The organism is Moorena sp. SIO1F2, from assembly GCF_010672755.1.
Lineage (GTDB): Bacteria > Cyanobacteriota > Cyanobacteriia > Cyanobacteriales > Coleofasciculaceae > Moorena.
This window is the reverse complement of record NZ_JAAHFV010000013.1, coordinates 1-19,274: the sequence shown is the minus strand read 5'-3', so window position 1 is coordinate 19,274 and position 19,274 is coordinate 1. Positions and strand designations below refer to the sequence as shown.

Below are 19,274 nucleotides of genomic sequence, written 5' to 3'. Positions count from 1 at the left end.
AGATCCAAGGACGCATACCTAAACGGTAGCTTAGTTCCCACTCACGACCCATGTAGGCGAATACACCAATCAGGAAGTGGAACACTACCAACTGGTAAGGACCACCGTTGTATAGCCACTCATCTAAGGAAGCAGCTTCCCAGATGGGGTAGAAGTGTAGGCCAATGGCGTTAGAAGAAGGAACAACAGCACCAGAGATGATGTTGTTTCCGTACATCAAGGAACCAGCAACGGGCTCGCGGATACCATCGATGTCCACAGGAGGAGCAGCGATGAATGCAATGATGAAGCAGGTGGTAGCAGCAAGCAAAGTTGGGATCATTAAGACACCGAACCAGCCTACATAGAGGCGGTTGTTGGTGGAGGTGACCCAATTGCAGAACTGAGACCACACAGAGGTCTTGCTCTGCTGTAATACAGTAGTCATGTTCGTATGATTGCGGGTATGAATATGTATTTATCGAGGTTCGTCCGGCTTTTGTGTGCCTTCATGTATATATATTAAGTAAATTATTTAGTTTTGTAAAGGGTTTTGAGAGTAATTTCCCCTCAGCTTATTAAATAATGTAAATAAGTAAGACTTATATTACGTAAGTATTGACAAATGACAGACAAACAAAAAAGCGCTCCCCATCTGGAGAGCGCTTTTTTCTAATCAAGTAGATTATGCCAACTTGAGATTAACCGTTGATAGCTGGAGCAGTCAAAGCTACGGGAGTAGCTTCAGCAGCAGCTAGGTCTAGAGGGAAGTTGTGAGCGTTACGCTCGTGCATTACTTCGAAACCTAGGTTGGCACGGTTTAGTACGTCAGCCCAGGTGTTGATCACGTGACCTTGTGAGTCGATGATGCTCTGGTTGAAGTTGAAACCGTTGAGGTTAAATGCCATGGTGCTGATGCCCAGTGCAGTAAACCAGATGCCGATTACAGGCCATGCACCTAAGAAGAAGTGCAAGGAACGGCTGTTGTTGAAGGAAGCGTATTGGAAGATTAAACGACCGAAGTAGCCGTGAGCTGCAACGATGTTGTAAGTTTCTTCCTCTTGACCGAACTTGTAACCATAGTTCTCATAGTCTGAGTTGGTGCGATTCTTTATATATACTAACAAAGACTGCCGGGAACTGCCGGAGATTGCCTTAAAAAGATACTTCTATCTTTGGCCGATCGCTAATCCCAGCAAGCGATCGCTTACCTTGATCTGACTGGTGTTATAATAAATTAATTTATTAACCAATTGATATTAATTGACCCTGTGACACCTACCAAGTTTATAAAAAAATGCTCTACTTGATAGAGATAGTTACAACTAGGATAAAGCTGATGGAGTCTTGATTATTATTGCTATATCATTCTTTATCTCTTATTTATAAGAGATTAGAACTATCGCATTACTTTAAAAAAGTGGTAGACTGACTCATGACACTAAACTGATGTGCATTAAAATTGGTTATTACCTGTTCCCTGTTCCCTGTTCCTTGTTCCCTTTTAGGAATTTAGGTATCTCAATCTAAATGCTGAACAGCTTACCTTACCTTAAAGCTATCTATATCTACCCGATTAAATCCCTAGATCGGATTGAACTCCAAACCGCCACTCTTCTCAAAAGTGGTGCCCTAAAGCATGACCGGGAATTTGCCCTATTCGATCAGCAAGGTAAATTTGTCAATGGTAAGCGCAATGCCAAAGTTCACTTGCTGCGGTCGGTCTTCGATATCCAATCCCAATTGCTATCGCTACAGATTCAGGGCACAAACCAAAACATTACCTTTCATATTGATCACGGGCGAACTGCTCTGGAAGCTTGGTTAAAGGATTACTTCGATTTTCCAGTTAAAGTAGTGCAGAACACCAGCACTGGTTTTCCAGACGATACCAATGCTCTTGGTCCTACTATTATTAGTAGCGCTACCATTGAAACCGTTGCTTCTTGGTTCCCTGAAATAAGTCCTGAAGACATACGACGTCGGGTTCGAGCCAATCTAGAAATTGGAGGAGTTCCCGCTTTCTGGGAAGACCAATTGTTTACCGAATCAGGACAATCTATTCAGTTTAAAGTAGGGGAAGCTTTGATAGAAGGAATTAATCCCTGTCAACGTTGTATTGTTTTAGCACGAGACCCTCAGACCGGAGAAGCTACTGGTAATTTCCAAAAGACTTTCATGGCGAGACGCAAGGAAACCCTACCATCCTGGACAACCAGCGCTCGTTTCAATCATTTCTACAAATTAAGCGTGAATACAAACGTGCCTGTTTCAGAAGCCGGTAAAGTGTTGCACCAAGGGGATCCCATCGAAATCCTGAAGGGAGCGTGAAGGTTGACTAGGCTTTTTGCAGAAGCCAGGAACAGCTGATATGGCAACAGGAAAATCAAAAGAATTGACAAAAACAGTGTCTTGATGCAGGTTCCGCACACAGACCCAAAACCATGAGCGACTGTATCAACACAGCGATCGCTTCTAAACAAAGTAATTAACCTAAAGTGATATCAAATGTCAACCCTCAACCGTGAACTCTCAACACCAATCAATATCGGAAATTTTATTAAATAAAAATTTTTGACTTTTTTGCGGATTCGTCGCTCTGGAATTGAAGTAGAGATTTAGGTACATCTGAACAAACAGAAGCCAGACAAAACCTCTACCTACCAAATGTTTAAACCTCAGAGCAATGAATCATCAGTGGAACAATGTATTTGTGAAAGTCAGCACCTGGCTAGTGGCTGAGATCATCCTAAATTTGATTGGTCTAGATGACCTCGCCGATTACAGCGAATTCGTCTTCGATAAAGAGGTTTTAATCTCAACATCTCACCATCAAGTCTCACGGGTTTTCCCCCCTCGTCACTCCCAAGGCTTGTTTTAAGAGTTTCCCCTCAACCGTCAACCGCCAACCGTCAACAAATTCTAACCTTATTACTGAAGACTTATAGCCAAGCTACCCTAAGGCAACCCCTCAGGCTAAAAGACTTCAGCCTTTAATCAATATTTAAACAATATGGAGCTAAGCGGATTCGAACCGCTGACCCCCTCAATGCCATTGAGGTGCTCTACCAACTGAGCTATAACCCCGCAATTTTATAGTCCATCAACTAGTATACCTTGATAGCTCAGCTAAGTCAAGTAGTTTCAGAATGAAATTATCTCGATCAGTAGAATACGCTGGGAGACTGAGCCATTTGGGTAATATACCCCATACAGCTGTTCATCAGAAAATAAACAACTAACATGGCTGCTGCTGACATAGCTACTAAGGTACCAGCCAGCATCAGAGAGAACTCTTGGGTATCAAAGGCTTCCTGCATCAGGTGCAGTGACCAAGCCACCAAGGCGACATCAAATATTAGAATTATCACCAGCATTTTTTACAAAAATTAATATTGCATCCATATTTAGTTTAGCAGCTATAAAAATCGCTGCAAACCATTAAACTACTTAATACTACACAACAAAACTTAAATATTTCGGAAGAATAATCGATTAAGCTACTATGGCAATCGCACCGGAACTTGGTGCTGGTTCAAATAAGTTTTAATTTCAGATACACTCAGTTGCCCATAATGCAACAGGGAAGCTAGCAACGCCGCTTCAGCTTTGCCCTCAGTCAGAGCCTGATAAATATGATCGCAGTTGCCAGCACCACCGGAGGCAATCACAGGAATTTCCACCTGTTCAGCCATAGTGCGGGTTAGCTCTAAGTCATACCCAGCCTGGGTTCCATCCGCATCCATACTAGTAACCAAAAGTTCCCCAGCTCCCCGTTGTGCCACCTCTTTTGCCCATGCGATCGCATCAATACCAGTGTTCTCACGCCCTCCTCGCACGTAAACATTCCAACCAGGATTATCAGGATCTTCCCGACGACGAGCATCAATAGCAACTACAATGCACTGATTACCAAAGCGATCGCTGGCTTGATTAATAAAGTCCGGATTGCGTACAGCAGCCGAATTAATACTCACCTTATCGGCTCCTGCTCTTAATAATAATTTAATATTTTCTAGGGATTGGATCCCACCCCCCACCGTCAAGGGAATAAACACCTGTTCTGCTGTACGGTAGACTACATCAATAATAATGTCTCGGTCTTCATGGGTAGCAGTTATATCCAAAAACACCAGCTCATCTGCACCAGCATCATTGTAAACTTGTGCTAATTCCACTGGATCACCAGCGTCCTTAAGATTAACAAAGTTGACCCCTTTAACAACTCGCCCAGCTTTTACATCGAGGCACGGTAAGATTCTCTTAGCCAGCATAAGTAAACTAAGTATGAAGTATGAAGGATGAAGTATGACCCATGGCCATAACGTCTTTTAGACAACAGTACCAAAACCCAGATAGAGAACCCAAATCTAGCAAGAAGCGAAAAGGTCGCAGTAAACCCCGTCAGACGCAAAGCGATGGAGACCTACTGCTAGCAACGGCTACCGCTGAGGAAATTGGTCATCAGGAAGAGAGTATTAGACCGCAACGCTTAGCCGACTACATCGGACAAAAAGAACTCAAAGGAGTTTTGGAAATTGGCATTCAAGCCGCCAAAGCCAGAAATGAGGCCATGGATCACCTGCTGTTGTATGGACCACCAGGATTAGGGAAAACAACCATGTCGCTAATTTTGGCAACTGAGATGGAGGTGAATTGTAAAATTACTGCTGCACCTGCCTTAGAGCGTCCACGAGATATTGTGGGGCTTCTGGTTAATCTCAAGCCTGGGGATATCTTATTTATAGACGAAATCCATCGTTTATCGCGCATGACAGAGGAATTACTATATCCAGCCATGGAAGACTATCGATTGGATATCACTATTGGTAAGGGTCAGAGTGCCAAAACCCGTAGTATTCCTCTGCCGCAGTTTACCTTAGTGGGGGCAACCACCAGAGTAGGTTCCTTAACCTCACCCCTACGCGATCGCTTTGGTATGATCCAACGCTTACGCTTCTATGAGATCGATGAATTGAGTTTAATTGTAACCAGGACAGCTCAACTGCTCAAGGCAGCAGTAACGGAAGATGGTGCTGAGGAAATTGCCCGTCGGTCTCGTGGCACACCTCGAATTGCTAACCGACTCCTGAGGCGAGTGCGAGACTATGCTCAAGTCAAAGGCATTGAGCAAATTAACCAGGATGTAGCAGCTCAAGCCATGGAAATCTTTAATGTAGACCCGATGGGGTTAGATTGGACAGACCGACTAGTGCTAAAGGTAATGATTGAACAGTTCAATGGCGGACCAGTTGGTTTAGAAGCAGTGGCAGCCTCTACTGGAGAAGATGCTCAAACCATTGAAGAGGTTTATGAACCCTATTTGTTACAAATTGGTTTCCTGCACCGCACACCTCGGGGTCGCGTCGCCACATCAGCGGCTCGGAAACATTTGGGCTATGAGTAGTTGTTAGTAGTTAGTAATTAGTAGTTAATAGTCAGTAGCAAGGAAAAGCAAGATTGCGCCTTTGAGTTGAAATAATATATGAAACGCTTGATTCGGATTTTACTGATTTTACTGCTTGTCGTTGTATCGGCTGCTACGATAATCACACCCCCAGCAATGGCGCAAACGCAATTTCCAGAATTGACAAAGGCTCAGATAAAACAAATTAACCAGTTAAGGAAAAAAGCATTTGCTGCTACGAATCAGGGTAATTTCCCAACTGCTGAAAATTACTGGACTCAGCTAATTGAGCTGTTGCCAGATAATCCCGTCGGTTGGAGTAATCGGGGTAACCTTAGAGTCAGCCAGAATAAATTAGAGGATGCGATCGCAGACTTTACTCACGCCATTGAGTTAGCACCAGAAGCAACTGACCCTTATCTAAATCGCGGTGCTGCCTATGAAGGACAAGGGCGATGGCAAGATGCCATTGCTGACTATGAGCGATTGCTAAAACTTGATCCCAATGATGCCATGGCTTACAACAACTTAGGGAATGCCAAGGCAGGACTAGGCCAATGGACAGAAGCGATCGCAAATTACCAAAAATCCATCGAGTTAGCGCCCAAGTTTGCCTTTGCCTATGCTAACTATGCTCTGGCCCTATATCAAATTGGTGAAACCAAAGAAGCCATGGGCATCATGCGCAATACCATCCGAAAATACTCCCAATTTGCCGATCTGCGAGCTGCTTTAACAGCCGTTTTGTGGGCTAACGGAAAACGGGGGGAAGCTGAGAGTAACTGGGTGGCAGCCGTTGGTCTCGACAAGCGCTACCAAGACTTGGACTGGGTAGAGCATGTCCGCCGTTGGCCACCAATGATGGTTGAGGCGTTAGCAAATTTCTTAAACCTTAAGTGAAATTAACTTAAGTGAAATTAACCTGATCAACCTTAGCTTTTCTCAAGAGTCAATACTTTAGCTGTCCGGCAAAATTCATCCCACACCTAATGCGTAGCATAGGTGTGGGATGAATTTTGCACAGGGTATGTATAGAATTGCTATAATATATGTCCTGATAAACAAAGCCGTTCGCGTAGCGTGGCCTACGGCCTTAAATGCTGGTTAGTAAGCCAGTATACTTCCCCCCTACTGAGTGTGGGTATGGTTTTCCAGCATCGTGTTCCAGCATAGTTTTCCAGCATTAACGTAGAACCCCCTGATGGCAGTATAAGCTTGCCTATTAATTTCTACAGTACGCTACTTGTGTCGCAGGCTAACACGAACAAGGGGCAACTGTGTGGGAAAGGGAGTGAGGCAACTCGACCATAGGTACGGGGATTTAAGGGCTACTTAATATGCGCTTCAGCAGTAGACCCTACTTTTTCGGATTGTGCCAGAAATAATCTTTATCTAGAGGTAAACCACGAACAGCTCATGTAGTGATGGCTAACCAATAGAGCACCGTTAACACCCTAAGTACACCCCGATCCCAATTCCTATAACTGCTGCTCAAAGATTTGTAAACAATTCGTTCGTTGCCTTCAACGGTAACATTGATCCGGTGTACGACATAGCTAGTCTCACCTTACCGTGGCACAGAGGGCAGTGAAACGGCATAAATACTGAATTCTCCTTTGTCCAATCTCCAAGCCATACAAGCCCTTTGCTCAACTAGCTACAATCACCGATATGATAAGAAAGTTAATCTGGATACTGAAATAACCATAGATCATATCATTAAAGCCTATGGATTTTGCCAATCTTGCCGCCCAGTTGAATGCTGGGGTAATTTTGCCAGAGGGAATTGTAGTTATTACCCTCTTGCTAGTGTTAATCATTGACCTGATTGCTGGGAAAAAGTCTGCTCAAACTATTTCCTATGTAGCCATTGGGGGTCTACTTGCTGCCATAGTTGCCCTGTACTTCCAATGGGATGCTGCAAATCCCATCGCCTTCTTTGGGGAATTTAATGGTGACACCCTGAGTGTGGCATTTCGTGGCATCATTGCCCTATCGACTGTGTCAACGATTTTGATGTCAATTCGTTATGTGCAGCAGTCGGGTACATCCTTGGCAGAATTTATTGGCATTTTGCTCACGGCTACTTTAGGAGGGATGTTCCTGTCCGGGGCGACGGAGCTGGTCACGATTTTTATATCCCTTGAAACCCTCAGTATTTCCTCCTACCTGATGACGGGTTACATGAAGCGTGACCCCCGTTCCAATGAGGCCGCGTTGAAATATTTGCTGATTGGAGCAGCCAGTTCAGCCGTGTTTTTGTATGGTGTCTCCCTATTATATGGGTTATCTGGGGGAGAAATACAGTTGAGTGCGATCGCTGTTGGAGTTGCTGACCTAGAATCCGGTCAATCCCTAGGTCTTCTGATTGCCTTGGTGTTTGCGATCGCTGGTATTGCTTTTAAAATCTCAGCAGTTCCTTTCCACCAATGGACTCCCGATGTTTACGAAGGTTCTCCCACCCCAGTGGTAGCGTTTCTCTCAGTTGGTTCTAAAGCCGCTGGCTTTGCTCTAGCAATTCGTCTACTGATCACTGCTTTCCCATTGTTAAGCGATCAGTGGCATTTTGTGTTCACTGCTTTGACTATCCTAAGTATGATTTTGGGTAACGTGGTTGCCCTCACTCAATCCAGCATGAAACGGATGCTAGCCTATTCCTCTATTGCTCAGGCTGGGTTTGTGATGATTGGTCTAATTGCTGGGACCCAAGCCGGTTACGCTAGCATGATTTTCTACATGCTGGTGTACTTGTTTATGAACTTAGGGGCTTTCGCTTGTGTCATTCTGTTTACCCTACGCACTGGTACTGACCAAATTAGTGAGTATGCTGGTCTTTATCACAAGGATCCCTTGCTGACTTTGGTTTTAAGTGTTTGTTTGCTCTCTTTAGGTGGGATTCCACCCTTTGCTGGATTCTTTGGTAAAATCTATTTATTCTGGGCTGGTTGGCAAGCAGGATTGTATACTTTAGTGTTAATAGGTTTGCTAACTAGTGTGGTTTCGATTTACTACTACATCCGTGTGGTCAAGATGATGGTGGTGAAGGAACCTCAAGAAATGTCGGATGTGGTGAAGAATTATCCCGAAATTCGCTGGAGTTTACCCGGTATGCGTCCGTTACAGGTCGGTTTAGTGATGTCGTTAATTGCGACCTCTCTGGCAGGGATTTTGTCCAATCCGCTGTTTTCTTTGGCCAATGATTCTGTTGTTAAAACCCCCATACTGCAACAGGCGGTGATTACTACTCAGCTGCCTCAAGGGGATCAGGTTTCATTCATGAGTGCTGATAATTGAAGTGCTCAGAGCCATAGACCCGAAGCGCCCCTTCCTGTAGGATAGGGCGCTAACAACAGATTTTAGCGTAAGCATTCAGCTGAGAGCTCTCAGCTTTGAGCTTTTAAATAAAACAAGTAAGCATTCGTTTAATCTTTGTTACGTCAGCTGAATGCTGACGGCTGACGGCTGACGGCTGACGGCTGACGGCTGAATGCTTACATTTTAGCTTGACTGAGTTAGCCTGACTTGAAAGTCAGGCTTTATCTTGATTTAAAACACTAGTGCCAGAAACCCCCTGTTCCCTTGCTGCATCCCTTTTACTCATTGGATCGAGTTTTGGGAGAGATTTCTGGTCATGGATAATTGCAATGTCTTGAGAGTTACTAAAGCTTCACGGATTTTCCCTATCACTGGTTGAAGATTAGCTTTAGACAGTTTCCAATAGATGTACTGAGAATAATCTGCGTAGAACTTGAGTAACCTGTCAAATTGCCACGTTTTAGGAATACATTCATAGCCTAGATGGAGCATGGTTTTATAATTCAGAATCTCCAAGACTGATAGTTCTGAATCCCTAAGTTCCTGTTTCCAAGCCTGAATGCGATCGCTACTAACGGGTTTAAAGGTCTTGACGTGCCATCCTAACTCACCGGTCGCTACCAAGTTTTTTTGAGCATTTTTTTGATTAAACTCCAGCATGGATTCGCTAAAGGATACCCCTAGCCAATCACAAATTCCCTGGAGTTCTTCTTCTGGATTGATCACTAAGTCTTCGTAGAAGAGGATATAGAGCCGCTGGTCATTTTGATAGTGTTTAATAACCTGGAATAAATGTTGCCATTGTTGGGTTGTCGCTACCACATTGGCGATACAGCTTTCTTTCCAAGTCTTGGCAAATTTAAGCTCCTTTCGTTTTAGGGAAGCATAGATTGCTCTGAGATCTCGGATAATTAGAATTAATTTGGAATTATGGAAATACTTGAGAATGGTCTGAATATGATAGATATTCTCAGGATTTTTATCTCCCCAACAACCTGCTTGACCATCAAACTGCTGTAGATAGGTTTGATAAACTGTGGCGACTGCTGTTGAATAATTCAGTGGTTTCTGAGCTGTCAAATTTTCTCGCAACTGCTGTCGGTCAATGTTCCACTCCCGAAACCTTCGATCAGCGTAGATATCTGTCAAGAAGTTATCAATTTGATTGCTTAAGTTTTTCGATGAACCGTATTTTGGCTCCAGATTAACAAAAAACAGACTTTCAGGAGGAATACAAAAATCAGGATGAGCGGTCAGCATTAACCGCAAAAGCGTTGTTCCAGAACGTTCCATCCCAAAAATAAAAAGTGGCTGATTTTGTTGAGACAAAGATTCCATAGTGTGTCGATGAAGGTAGAGTTTATTTTTAAACTTGATCAATATAGCACCTTGACTTGTCTCAGCTTGCTTAGCTGATTTGTCCTATCACGTTCAGTTGATTACTTATACTAGGCTTTAGTATATTTATTTAATTGAAAATTGTGAAAAATTTGTGAATTTACAATTAACAATTAATGAGCACCCAATACTCAGAAGTAGTCAACCGAACTCACTATCAGCTTTTGACTATCTAATTCCCACTCCAATAGATAGCCCTAGTCTAGTATAGCACTACCCATTAAGATTAGGACATTTGTAAACTCCGAAACCTAGTCCTAGCTTACTTCTGACTTCTGACTTCTGACTTCTAACTTGCGCGTAGCGCTATAACTGTGAGCCAAAAAGGGATTACAGCAGTAGATTTAGGATACAGCATGCACCAGGACTGCAGGATTTTTAGTTTATTTGCCAAACCTTTAGGGTTTCTCTGTGTCGTTGAATCTTTTTAAAATGCTACCCTGTCTTGATGCAATAGCGAGTGGTTTTGGCGCTGCGTGGGTCACCTGCGTCCGCACCTTCAAAGCCCCATGGGAACCCCCAAGAGCGCACTCCATCACGCTTTTATTGAAATTATTCAGAATTGCTGAAAGCACGGAATTCAAGACCCTGATTTATCCAGGGATAGCCAACTCGTCTTCCTGTGCGATTTCAGAACTATCAAGAAACTATAACTTATGACTTAGGAATTCATCAGTCGGAACTGATCAGGCAATTAACCATCCTGAAATCACAATTCTGAAGTCGTTTGACAGCCTAATTGCTCCCTGATGATGAGGAGATACACCAAAGGTTTTTTACGATTAACAGTATATTTACTAAATTTTTACATTGTCAAGCCAAATTATCATAGATCAGCCTTAAGACGTAACTTTGGTTAAAAATACCTCAAACTTATTGAAAAATTAATAAAATTAATATATAATTTATTGTGTAATTAATATTATTTAAATATAGAAAAAAATAGCTACATAAACTAGCTAAAATAATTTAATTCAATGTAAATTTATGTCGGAACCTACCCCCAAGCCAGACACCTCTCAAATTAACGAGTGGCGCAGAAAAATTGAAATCGCTAACCACAACAACATTTTTGGCCACTGCCGGACTTGTGGCTATCAATGGGTAGATTCCTCAGTTGATAAAACCTGTCCTCAGTGTAGTAGTAATGATGTAGAACGTATCTCCTGCTGGCAGTTTCCCGATGAGTGAGTGAGCATAATCGGTGTTTGGAAGGGACAGGGAATGCGATTGACCGTAGGTCACGCTACGCGAACGCATCAAACTTGTCTCAAGTCCGACCGATAGCACACCTAAGGTCAATTTACAAAATTTTCCATAGCCTTCTCCTTTTCCTTAATCAGGGGTTGTCTTAATCCTTGCTTTTCCTTTATAATACAACTATAGGAATAGTTTTTAAGAGGAACTTATGAACAAGTGCGTTTGTACTACCGAAGCGGCATCTCTGTTAGGAATCTCTTCGAGACGATTGCGACAACTCCTAGAGAAGGGTCGCGTTCGGGGTGCTTATAAAAGTGGGAAATTCTGGATTATTCCTCTGTTCAACCAAATGCCTCAAATTATTAAAGGCACTAGAGGACCAAAAGGCAAATGGCGTACCAGTCGTCCTCCCGCTCTAGCCAAGATTAATGTCAACCGCAATCACATTGGCTCGAATATCCACAAAAGCCCAGAAGAGCGCAAGCCAGTGATTTCAGTAAAACGAAGTGGCAACAATTTATATGGCAACCAGGTAGAAATCCTCGGCCCATGTCGAATTACCTATCAGCCGGATAATCCACTGCCTTGTGGCGCTCGTCTATGGATTGAAACCTTCAGTGATGTCCACTTCATCGGTGGCAGTTTCCCTGCCAGTCGTTAATCGGGTTGAACGCGATGGACGTTCGCGTAGCGTCGGCTCTGCCGAGAGTCCCGCTTTCAGCGATCGCGTGGCCTATTGGCCAAGGTTGTCTCTCAGAATGCAGAATGCAGAATGCAGAATGCAGAATGTAGAATGTAGAATGTAGAAGGCAGAATGTAGAATGCAGAATGTAGAAGGCAGAATGGTTAATTCTTAATTCTAAATTCTTAATTCTTAATTCTAAATTCTTAATTCTTAATTCTAAATTCTTAATTCTAAATTCTTAATTCTTAATTCTTAATTCTTAATTCTAAATTCTAGAATTATTAATTCTTAATTCTAAAATAATGTTAATGCTCCATTGACCAACAACCCAGGCTTTAACTAATAGAAAGCTCTTATTTACATGACCTCGACGATGGTGTTGTAAAGGAGTCTATTCTGTTGCGCCTGCGAGCTGATCTAGATTTGAACTTGCATGCTTTATCCTCTTGTGAGTTTTGCTCTTCACTGGCTGCTGCTGCTGGAACGGATTCTTTCCCTGAGTTTTCATTAGTAGCTTGAGCTGGCTTGACTGGCACAGCTGTAGTGTTGGTAGTATTTTCCTGAGTCGGAGTATTTTCCTGAGTAGGAGTATTGTCCCGCACTGGTACTAACACCCTCCTGGGTTTAGGAGTATTTTCCTGAGTAGGAGTATTTTGCTGTACAGGCACTGCTCTAGGTTTAGGAGTATTTTCCTGAGTAGAGGTATTGTCCCGCACTGGTACTGACACCCTCCTGGGTTTAGGAGTATTTTCCTGAGTAGAGGTATTGTCCCGCACTGGTACTGTCACCCTCCTGGGTTTAGGAGTTGAGTCTTGGCTAGAGGTATTTTCCCGGACTGGTACTGACACCCTACTCGGTCTAGTGCTCGAATTTTCCCTAGCACTATTCGGTTTTACTGGAACTGATACTGTCCTATTGTTATCGGTAGAGTTATTGGAGTTATTGGTAGGAGTTTCTGGCTTAGGCACTACTATTACTGGGTTGTTGGCAGCAGCGTTTTCCCCACTAACAGTATTTGGCTTTGCTGGAACTGGCTGGTTAGCTGTTGACTCTTGGAAAACCGATAGACTAGGACAGTTGCCTTGATCATAGTCAAAGGCTACCTTGACCTGGTAGGGTTTTGTTGTACCACTTTGGTTGTTAAACTTGCGGAACTGAATATCTTCCAGTGCCTGCTGATTTAAAATGCCGTACCCTGCACTCTGAATCAGCTGTGCATTAGTCACTTCACCATCAGCACCTACTAAAATTCCGAAGACTGTTGTGCCTTCTAGTTTCTTAATACAAGCGTCTTTCGGATAAGTAGCACTAACTGTTATTGCTTCTGGTATGACTTCCTTTTTGGGTAAGGTATCTTTTACCAAAGCCATCCATTCTACCAGGTTTTTCCTAGCTTCCTCATCAGTGGTATTGGTTACATCTTTTTTCAGTTGCTTCCGCCGCATCCGCACTTGAGCTACTAAATTTTGCTCACGTTGTCGTGCGATCGCAACAGCACTAGAAGGTACTGGTTTAGTAGGCTCAGAAGGAGGAGGGGTGATGGAAAATTGTGGTGGTGGAGGAGGTGGAGTAACCGATACCGGTGGCTGTTGGTTAGGAACCTCTAATGGGTCAGGAATCTGGTTGCTAGAATTCCCAAATACTGGCAAGGAACCGGTCTGGAAGGAACCTGGATTCAAAGACTCTGTATCGAATTTGAACTGAGGTCGCGGTGGTGGGGCTGGTAGTGGTGTCCTGGGTTTTGGTGGTAGCTGGATCGGGAAAGACCCTCTGGTGATAATTGGTCTTTTGCGATTTAGCAGTGGTAAAGGATACTTACCAATTGTGGGTAAGGGTTTTATCGGTAGGGATCTCAGAGGTGGGGGTGTGGGAATTTTTTTCAGGGGCTTGAGAGGAGGTATTGAAGGTAGCGGTGGTGGAGGGGGTGGGAAAGGATTAAATAACGAAGGGATGGAGGGCTTTGCCGGAGTCTTGGCATTAGGTAGAGCTGGCAGGGTCAGTGGTGGTGCAGCAGACTTGGGCACACGGTTGAGTTGTTGAGGGCTTAACTCCAACACTTGCACCATTGATTCTTCCTTAGGCTTTTGATTCTTCAACAAATCACCTAAGATAGGTACGAGTAGCATATGAACCCCCAGAGAAGCGGTAACAGAAATCACTAGGGGGTGACTCAGCATTTCTGGGACGTTTTTAATTAAAGAAGCATCAGACATGGCAGTTATTCTTGACGTATTTCCATAGTTGCTATTGACACTCCCCGGTCATTAGACGCGGGGATTCTTTAATCAACGACTCGACTTGCTGAACCTGGCCGGAACCAAGAACAGTAGAGGCCAAATCTCCTAAAGCGTTTAGGTCTGTGACCCAAGTTCCGGTGTGCCCCACCGTACTCAAAGCTCTTTTAAGGATGTTGATTGCGGCGTTGTGTTCGCGAAGCGGTTCCGAAGGAACATCCCTATCTAGCTGACATCCACACTTACAGATGTGAGTCCTAGTCGATAGAGACTTTTTAACTATTTCGCCGCATCCGGAACAGTTTTGGCTAGTATAGGCGGGATTAACTGCGACAGTTACTTTTCCAAATTTAGTTCCAAAATGTTCCATCCATTTCCTGAATTGATACCAACCTGCGTCATTAATAGATTTGGCAAGACAAGGATTTTTTACTAGATTTTTAACTCTCAAGTCTTCGTAGGCGACCAGGTCGTTAGACCGGATTACGCAACGAGCCAGTCTCTTGGCATGTTCTTCACGCTGCCTACTTATCTTAAGGTGTGTCCTACCTAGCCTATTAATAGCTTTCTTCCGGTTAGCAGAGCCTTTCTTTTTTCGAGAAACCCGGCGTTGATGGAATTTAAGACGTTTTTCTACTGTTCTGTAAAAACGAGGATTGGGTTCAGTCTTTCCAGTGGAATCAGTATAGAAGTCTTTTAGCCCGACATCTAACCCAATGGCTGTACCAGTCGGATCTAATTCTTCTTTAATATCAGCTGAAACACAAAACTGGACATAGTAGCCATCAGCCCGGCGGACTATCCGAACTCGCTTTATTTGCTTCTTATCAAAACGCCACAATTCCCACGTTCCCTTCAACTTGAGCTTTCCAATCCCCTTTTTATCACTAAACGTAATTGACTTCTTGTCAGGGGAAAACTGCCACCCAGACTGTTTGTACTCCACTGAGCGACAGTTTTTTTGGAACTTAGGAAAACCTTTCTTTCCGGGTACTTTTTTCTTGCAGTTGTCAAAGAAACGAACGATTGATGACCATGCTCTCTCAGCACTAGATTGCCGAGCAGTAGAGTTCAACTCATTGGCAAAAGGAAAGTTTTTGGCAAGGACGGCGCTGTATTTGTTGAGGTCGAATTTATTAGCCCCTTTGTTGTCCATCCAGTACCTGAGACAGCTGTTGCGTATGAACTTAACTGTCCGGATTGCCTCATCAATAGCGGAGTATTGATGCCTTTTCCCCTTTGCCTTGAATTCTAAAACGATCACCAGTTTCGACCTCAACTTTCCTTTACTTTATTTTACAACACCCAGACTAAACTTTCGGATTATTTAGGAATATTTTTCTCACGGCGCGTCAAGCCGCTATTCGCTTTCATCCCCGGTCTAAAGACACGGGGTTTTCAGCGTTTAGAATTTTATAAGAGCGATCGTGCTGGGGCTAGCTATAACAACTACATCGATGGCTGAAACATTGCTATCTATTGGTTTGCTATCTATTGGTTTACCTTAACAATTAGCAGAGAAAAATAGGGTAATGCCAGATTAGGGCGATCGCATAAATTACGATAAATCACCTGCTCCGGTAGAGTTGCTCGTTCTACCACATAGGCATTTTCCAACAACTGATGTCGATGCAGCACTTGCCACACCTGCTGATAAACTGAACTGACTTTGAGCAAGACTACTACATCTGCCCAATCCAAAACCTTTTCCAGTTCCTCCACATTATAGAGAGCTGGTAGCACCACCAGCCGCTGATCACGAATGGTCAAGGGTAATCCTAAAACCGATGCTGTAGCCATGGGGGAAGATACCCCTGGTACAGTTTGAATCAGGCTTTGAGGATGTAACTGTTGTAGCTTCTGTGCCAAATAGGTAAATGTGCTGTAAAAGCTCACATCTCCTTCGCACACAAATGCTACATCTTGCCCTAATCCTAGATAATTCCAGACTTGCTCAGCAGCAACTTGCCATGCTTGGGTCAAGATAGCGGTATCCTGCACATATGGAAATGTCAAGGGTAACTGCACCTGATGATTCTCCAACCATTGAGCGACAATCTGTTGAGCCAGTCCTGGTTTTCCACGGACTCCAGTAGGAAAGGCTACTACTGGTGCCTGTTTCAATATACGTAGTGCTTTGAGGGTGATCAGGTCAGGATCCCCAGGACCAACACTTATACCATAAAGTGTACCTAGTTTCACAAAAGTTTAAAATTATCTATAAAATTTATATTAAATTAAAATTACCGATGCCATTACCAACTGTTATTTTACCGGGCTATTTTGCTAGCGCTAGTGAATACCGTGATTTAGAACAATCACTACAACAGCTAGGGATTGCCGCAACTACTGTACCAATACGCCAACAGGATTGGTTTCCTACCCTCGGTGGTCGCTCTGTGGTGCCAATTTTGCGAAAAATCGACCAAGCTGTTAAACAGCAGTTGGAGAAGCATAACACGTCAGAGATTAATTTAATCGGTCACTCTGCTGGTGGCTGGATTGCCAGGATATATCTAGGAGAAAAGCCTTACACTATTCATGGAGATGTTACTGATGACTCGGTAGGGTTATGGAATGCTCATTCCTATATCTCTACCTTAGTGACTCTGGGTACACCCCATCTCAGTCAGGAACGTTGGACTAAACGCAATCTTGATTTTGTGAATGATAACTATCCAGGGGCGTTTCACCAAGATGTCAATTATATTTGTGTTGCTGGTAAGGCAATTTATGGTAAGCGACGTTTAGGCAGTTGGTTGGCTTACAACAGTTACAAGCTCACTTGTGGAGAAGGGAATTGCTGGGGAGATGGGATTACTCCCATTGCTGCTGCTCATTTGGCTGGAGCGACTAATATTACTCTTGATGAAGTGCTACATTCTCCTAGGAGGAAAGGGCTTTGGTATGGTTCACCTGAGGTAAGGGAGGCTTGGGTGAAGTGTTTAGGTTGAAGGTTTCTTTGAAGGTTGAAGGTTTCTTTGGTTGAAGGTTGAAGGTTGAAGGCGTAGGGTGCGTTAGGGGCGGGCGAGCCATGATTTTTCGCCTCTTCGCCAGGGTTGGGATAGTCCGCACCGTAACGCACCATCAGAAGCTTGAAGGTTGAAGGCGTAGGGTGCGTTAGGGGCGGGCGAGCCATGATTTTTCGCTTCTTCGCCCCTTGTTGAAACAGCCCGCACCGTAACGCACCATCAGGTGAAACAGCTTTTAGGAGATGCACCCTATCCAGAACTTAATGCGATCGCGTAGCGTAGCCCTTTGGGCTAATCGCTTTTAGCGGAAGCTTTGCTTCATCGCGTAGCGTGGCCAACGGCCAATCGCGTTTAGCGGTTCCTTCCCAGTATCGCAATGGTAGAAGTGGATTTCAGCTACAACAACCTATCCCTGGATATTTGTCTGGAACAGTCTGTAAGTTAAGAAACACAATCAATAGGGGTTTATTAAGAATTATTATCACTGTATTGACAATAACTGCTTATTCTAATAATGGACTTACGCAAAGCCCCCTAAATCCCCCAATTCTGGGGGACTTTGCCCCCCTAACCCCCCAATTTTGGGGGGTTAGGGGGGCAAAACCAACTCAACTTCGTAAGTCCTATAATAACTAACTACCACTAAACTTCCCTCGTATAGGTGCGTTCGCGTAGCGTAGCCCTTTGGGCTAATCGCTTTTACCGCAGCGAAGTTGATCACAAAAGCAGAACAGCGGCAGGGTTGTGAAGGGAGTGTGTATCAACACTATATAGTGTATTTTTGATGCCACTCCATAGTTATTCGCGAAAGTATTTCCGGAATCTTGATTTATTGGTTGTAATTTATACTATAAAGCGATACATAATTCACTTCAATTAAAATAACTTGTAATAAGTTTTGCTCCCTACTTTCTATTTCATTTTCTATATATGATTATCGCTGATGAAAGCTGAAGAAGTTCTGAAACAATATGCAGCAGGAGAACGGGATTTCCAAAGGGTAAATCTTAGAGGTCAGTCATTCCGGGGGAAAGAGCTTTCAGGGGCAGATTTTAGTGAAGCGGATATTAGAGGAACGAATTTTAAGAATGCTAATCTAACCGGAACTCAGTTCTGTAAAGCGAAGGCAGGATTACAGAAAAGGTGGGTAATTGTTCTTTTGTTGGTTTCATGGGTAATCTCAGGACTATCAGGATTTGCCTCTTTATTGGGTGGGATGGCAATAGCGTTAATATTTGACTCTAGCGAACGGCAACAAGTCTTTGGCTGGATAGTTTTGGTTGTAATAATTGTTTCAATTGCTGTTATCCTTGGTCAAGGTATCGAAAGAACCGTAGCCGTAGCCGGAACCGTAGCCGTAGTCGGAACCGTAGCCGGAGCCGGAGCCGTAGCCGTAGCCGGACCCGAATCCTTCGCCGGAGCCGTAGCCATAGCCGGAGCCGGAGCCGTAGCCATAGCCGGAGTCGAAGCCATAGCCGGAGTCGTAGCCGGAACCGGAGCCGTAGCCGGAACCGGAGCCGGAGCCGGAACCGGAGCCGGAGCTGTAGCCGTAGCCGTAGCCGTAGCCGGAGCTGTAGCCGTAGCCGGAGCCGTAGCCGGAGCCGTAGCCATACCCGGAGCCGGAGCTGTAGCCGTAGCCGGAGCCGTAGCCTTCGTTTTACTTAGTATTTACTTGGGCTGGCGTACTCTAAAAGGGGACCCCAGAGATGCCTGGATTCGTAGTATTGCTATTGCTTTTGCTGCCACAAGAGGAACCAGTTTTCGCAAGGCCAATTTAACCGATGCTGATTTCACGGGAGCTATCCTTAAAAGTACAGATTTAAGGGAGGCTATTATCACTTGTACTTGTTGGCGGAAAACTATTAAACTTGACCGAGCTAGACCAGGAACAAGCTACCTTCAATATGAAAATATTAGACAATTGTTGATAACTGGAGAGGGACAAGATAAAAACTTTGAGCGGCTCAACTTAAGAGGTATTAATTTAAAGGGAACTAATCTACAAGATGCTAGCTTCATTGGAACAGACTTAAACCGAGCTTGATGCTCATGACCGTTACGCCAATATTGAAGTTGGGTATCTG

General features: G+C 44.0%; 16 protein-coding genes, 1 tRNA gene and 2 pseudogenes. 10 read left to right on the top strand and 9 right to left on the bottom strand.

The genetic code is table 11. The annotated features are described in order from the left end of the window. Together F6J94_RS03385 and F6J94_RS03380 are read right to left on the bottom strand one after the other, a co-directional pair. Positions 1–427, bottom strand: a pseudogene (locus F6J94_RS03385) (Photosystem Q(B) protein 1); the annotation flags it as partial. Between the two features lie 253 nt (positions 428–680). Then, positions 681–1,142, bottom strand: a pseudogene (locus F6J94_RS03380) (photosystem II q(b) protein); the annotation flags it as partial. A gap of 367 nt (positions 1,143–1,509) precedes the next feature. Here F6J94_RS03380 and F6J94_RS03375 point away from each other — a divergent pair. Beyond that, a complete protein-coding gene (locus F6J94_RS03375; protein ID WP_293036870.1) occupies positions 1,510–2,310 on the top strand; it encodes an MOSC N-terminal beta barrel domain-containing protein in 801 nt (266 codons plus the stop codon). A gap of 355 nt (positions 2,311–2,665) precedes the next feature. After that, complete coding sequence (locus F6J94_RS03370; protein WP_293023221.1) at positions 2,666–2,860, top strand: hypothetical protein; 195 nt, start codon at positions 2,666–2,668, stop codon at positions 2,858–2,860. 133 nt (positions 2,861–2,993) lie between these two features. Here the strand turns inward: F6J94_RS03370 and F6J94_RS03365 are convergent. The 3 genes from F6J94_RS03365 to hisF all read right to left on the bottom strand — a co-directional run bounded on the left by F6J94_RS03365 (position 2,994) and on the right by hisF (position 4,253). Beyond that, a tRNA-Ala gene (locus F6J94_RS03365) sits at positions 2,994–3,066 on the bottom strand. 77 nt (positions 3,067–3,143) lie between these two features. Then, the gene (locus F6J94_RS03360; protein WP_008183028.1) at positions 3,144–3,356 is read right to left on the bottom strand and encodes a hypothetical protein; all 213 of its coding nucleotides are present in this window, start codon (positions 3,354–3,356) and stop codon (positions 3,144–3,146) included. A 126-nt stretch (positions 3,357–3,482) separates the two neighbouring features. Continuing rightward, complete coding sequence (hisF, locus tag F6J94_RS03355) at positions 3,483–4,253, bottom strand: imidazole glycerol phosphate synthase subunit HisF (protein ID WP_293036867.1); 771 nt, start codon at positions 4,251–4,253, stop codon at positions 3,483–3,485. Between the two features lie 41 nt (positions 4,254–4,294). Between hisF and ruvB the strand changes: the two genes are divergently transcribed. The 3 genes from ruvB to F6J94_RS03340 all read left to right on the top strand — a co-directional run bounded on the left by ruvB (position 4,295) and on the right by F6J94_RS03340 (position 8,680). Beyond that, a complete protein-coding gene (ruvB, locus tag F6J94_RS03350; RefSeq protein ID WP_293023226.1) occupies positions 4,295–5,386 on the top strand; it encodes a Holliday junction branch migration DNA helicase RuvB in 1,092 nt (363 codons plus the stop codon). A gap of 78 nt (positions 5,387–5,464) precedes the next feature. Next, positions 5,465–6,286 carry a tetratricopeptide repeat protein gene (locus F6J94_RS03345; protein WP_293036865.1) on the top strand — a complete coding sequence of 274 codons (822 nt, stop codon included), beginning with the start codon at positions 5,465–5,467 and terminating at the stop codon, positions 6,284–6,286. An 828-nt stretch (positions 6,287–7,114) separates the two neighbouring features. Beyond that, positions 7,115–8,680, top strand: coding sequence for an NAD(P)H-quinone oxidoreductase subunit N (locus F6J94_RS03340; protein ID WP_293036863.1), 1,566 nt, complete (start codon positions 7,115–7,117; stop codon positions 8,678–8,680). 303 nt (positions 8,681–8,983) lie between these two features. Here F6J94_RS03340 and F6J94_RS03335 read toward each other — a convergent pair whose 3' ends face one another. Beyond that, positions 8,984–10,039, bottom strand: a complete 1,056-nt coding sequence (locus F6J94_RS03335) for a sulfotransferase (RefSeq protein ID WP_293036861.1) — start codon at positions 10,037–10,039, stop codon at positions 8,984–8,986. A gap of 1,047 nt (positions 10,040–11,086) precedes the next feature. Between F6J94_RS03335 and F6J94_RS03330 the strand changes: the two genes are divergently transcribed. The 3 genes from F6J94_RS03330 to F6J94_RS03320 all read left to right on the top strand — a co-directional run bounded on the left by F6J94_RS03330 (position 11,087) and on the right by F6J94_RS03320 (position 12,105). Next, positions 11,087–11,290 carry a hypothetical protein gene (locus tag F6J94_RS03330; RefSeq protein WP_293036859.1) on the top strand — a complete coding sequence of 68 codons (204 nt, stop codon included), beginning with the start codon at positions 11,087–11,089 and terminating at the stop codon, positions 11,288–11,290. 217 nt (positions 11,291–11,507) lie between these two features. Then, complete coding sequence (locus F6J94_RS03325; protein WP_293036857.1) at positions 11,508–11,960, top strand: helix-turn-helix domain-containing protein; 453 nt, start codon at positions 11,508–11,510, stop codon at positions 11,958–11,960. Continuing rightward, the gene (locus F6J94_RS03320; protein WP_293036872.1) at positions 11,920–12,105 is read left to right on the top strand and encodes a hypothetical protein; all 186 of its coding nucleotides are present in this window, start codon (positions 11,920–11,922) and stop codon (positions 12,103–12,105) included. Before F6J94_RS03325 ends, F6J94_RS03320 begins: the two co-directional genes overlap by 41 nt. A 232-nt stretch (positions 12,106–12,337) precedes the next feature. Here F6J94_RS03320 and F6J94_RS03315 read toward each other — a convergent pair whose 3' ends face one another. The 3 genes from F6J94_RS03315 to F6J94_RS03305 form a co-directional block, all read right to left on the bottom strand. Further along, positions 12,338–14,197 (bottom strand): energy transducer TonB, encoded by a 1,860-nt coding sequence (locus F6J94_RS03315; protein ID WP_293036855.1) that lies wholly within the window; start codon positions 14,195–14,197, stop codon positions 12,338–12,340. 31 nt (positions 14,198–14,228) lie between these two features. Next, complete coding sequence (locus tag F6J94_RS03310; RefSeq protein ID WP_293036853.1) at positions 14,229–15,482, bottom strand: transposase; 1,254 nt, start codon at positions 15,480–15,482, stop codon at positions 14,229–14,231. A gap of 227 nt (positions 15,483–15,709) precedes the next feature. After that, the gene (locus F6J94_RS03305) at positions 15,710–16,420 is read right to left on the bottom strand and encodes a precorrin-2 C(20)-methyltransferase (protein WP_293036851.1); all 711 of its coding nucleotides are present in this window, start codon (positions 16,418–16,420) and stop codon (positions 15,710–15,712) included. A 47-nt stretch (positions 16,421–16,467) separates the two neighbouring features. Between F6J94_RS03305 and F6J94_RS03300 the strand changes: the two genes are divergently transcribed. Further along, entirely contained in the window at positions 16,468–17,172 is a 705-nt protein-coding gene (locus tag F6J94_RS03300; RefSeq protein ID WP_293036849.1) for a lipase, read from the top strand. A 961-nt stretch (positions 17,173–18,133) separates the two neighbouring features. Continuing rightward, on the top strand, positions 18,134–19,234 hold the full coding sequence (locus tag F6J94_RS03295) for a pentapeptide repeat-containing protein (protein WP_293036847.1): 1,101 nt from the start codon (positions 18,134–18,136) through the stop codon (positions 19,232–19,234). Positions 19,235–19,274 lie beyond the last annotated feature (40 nt).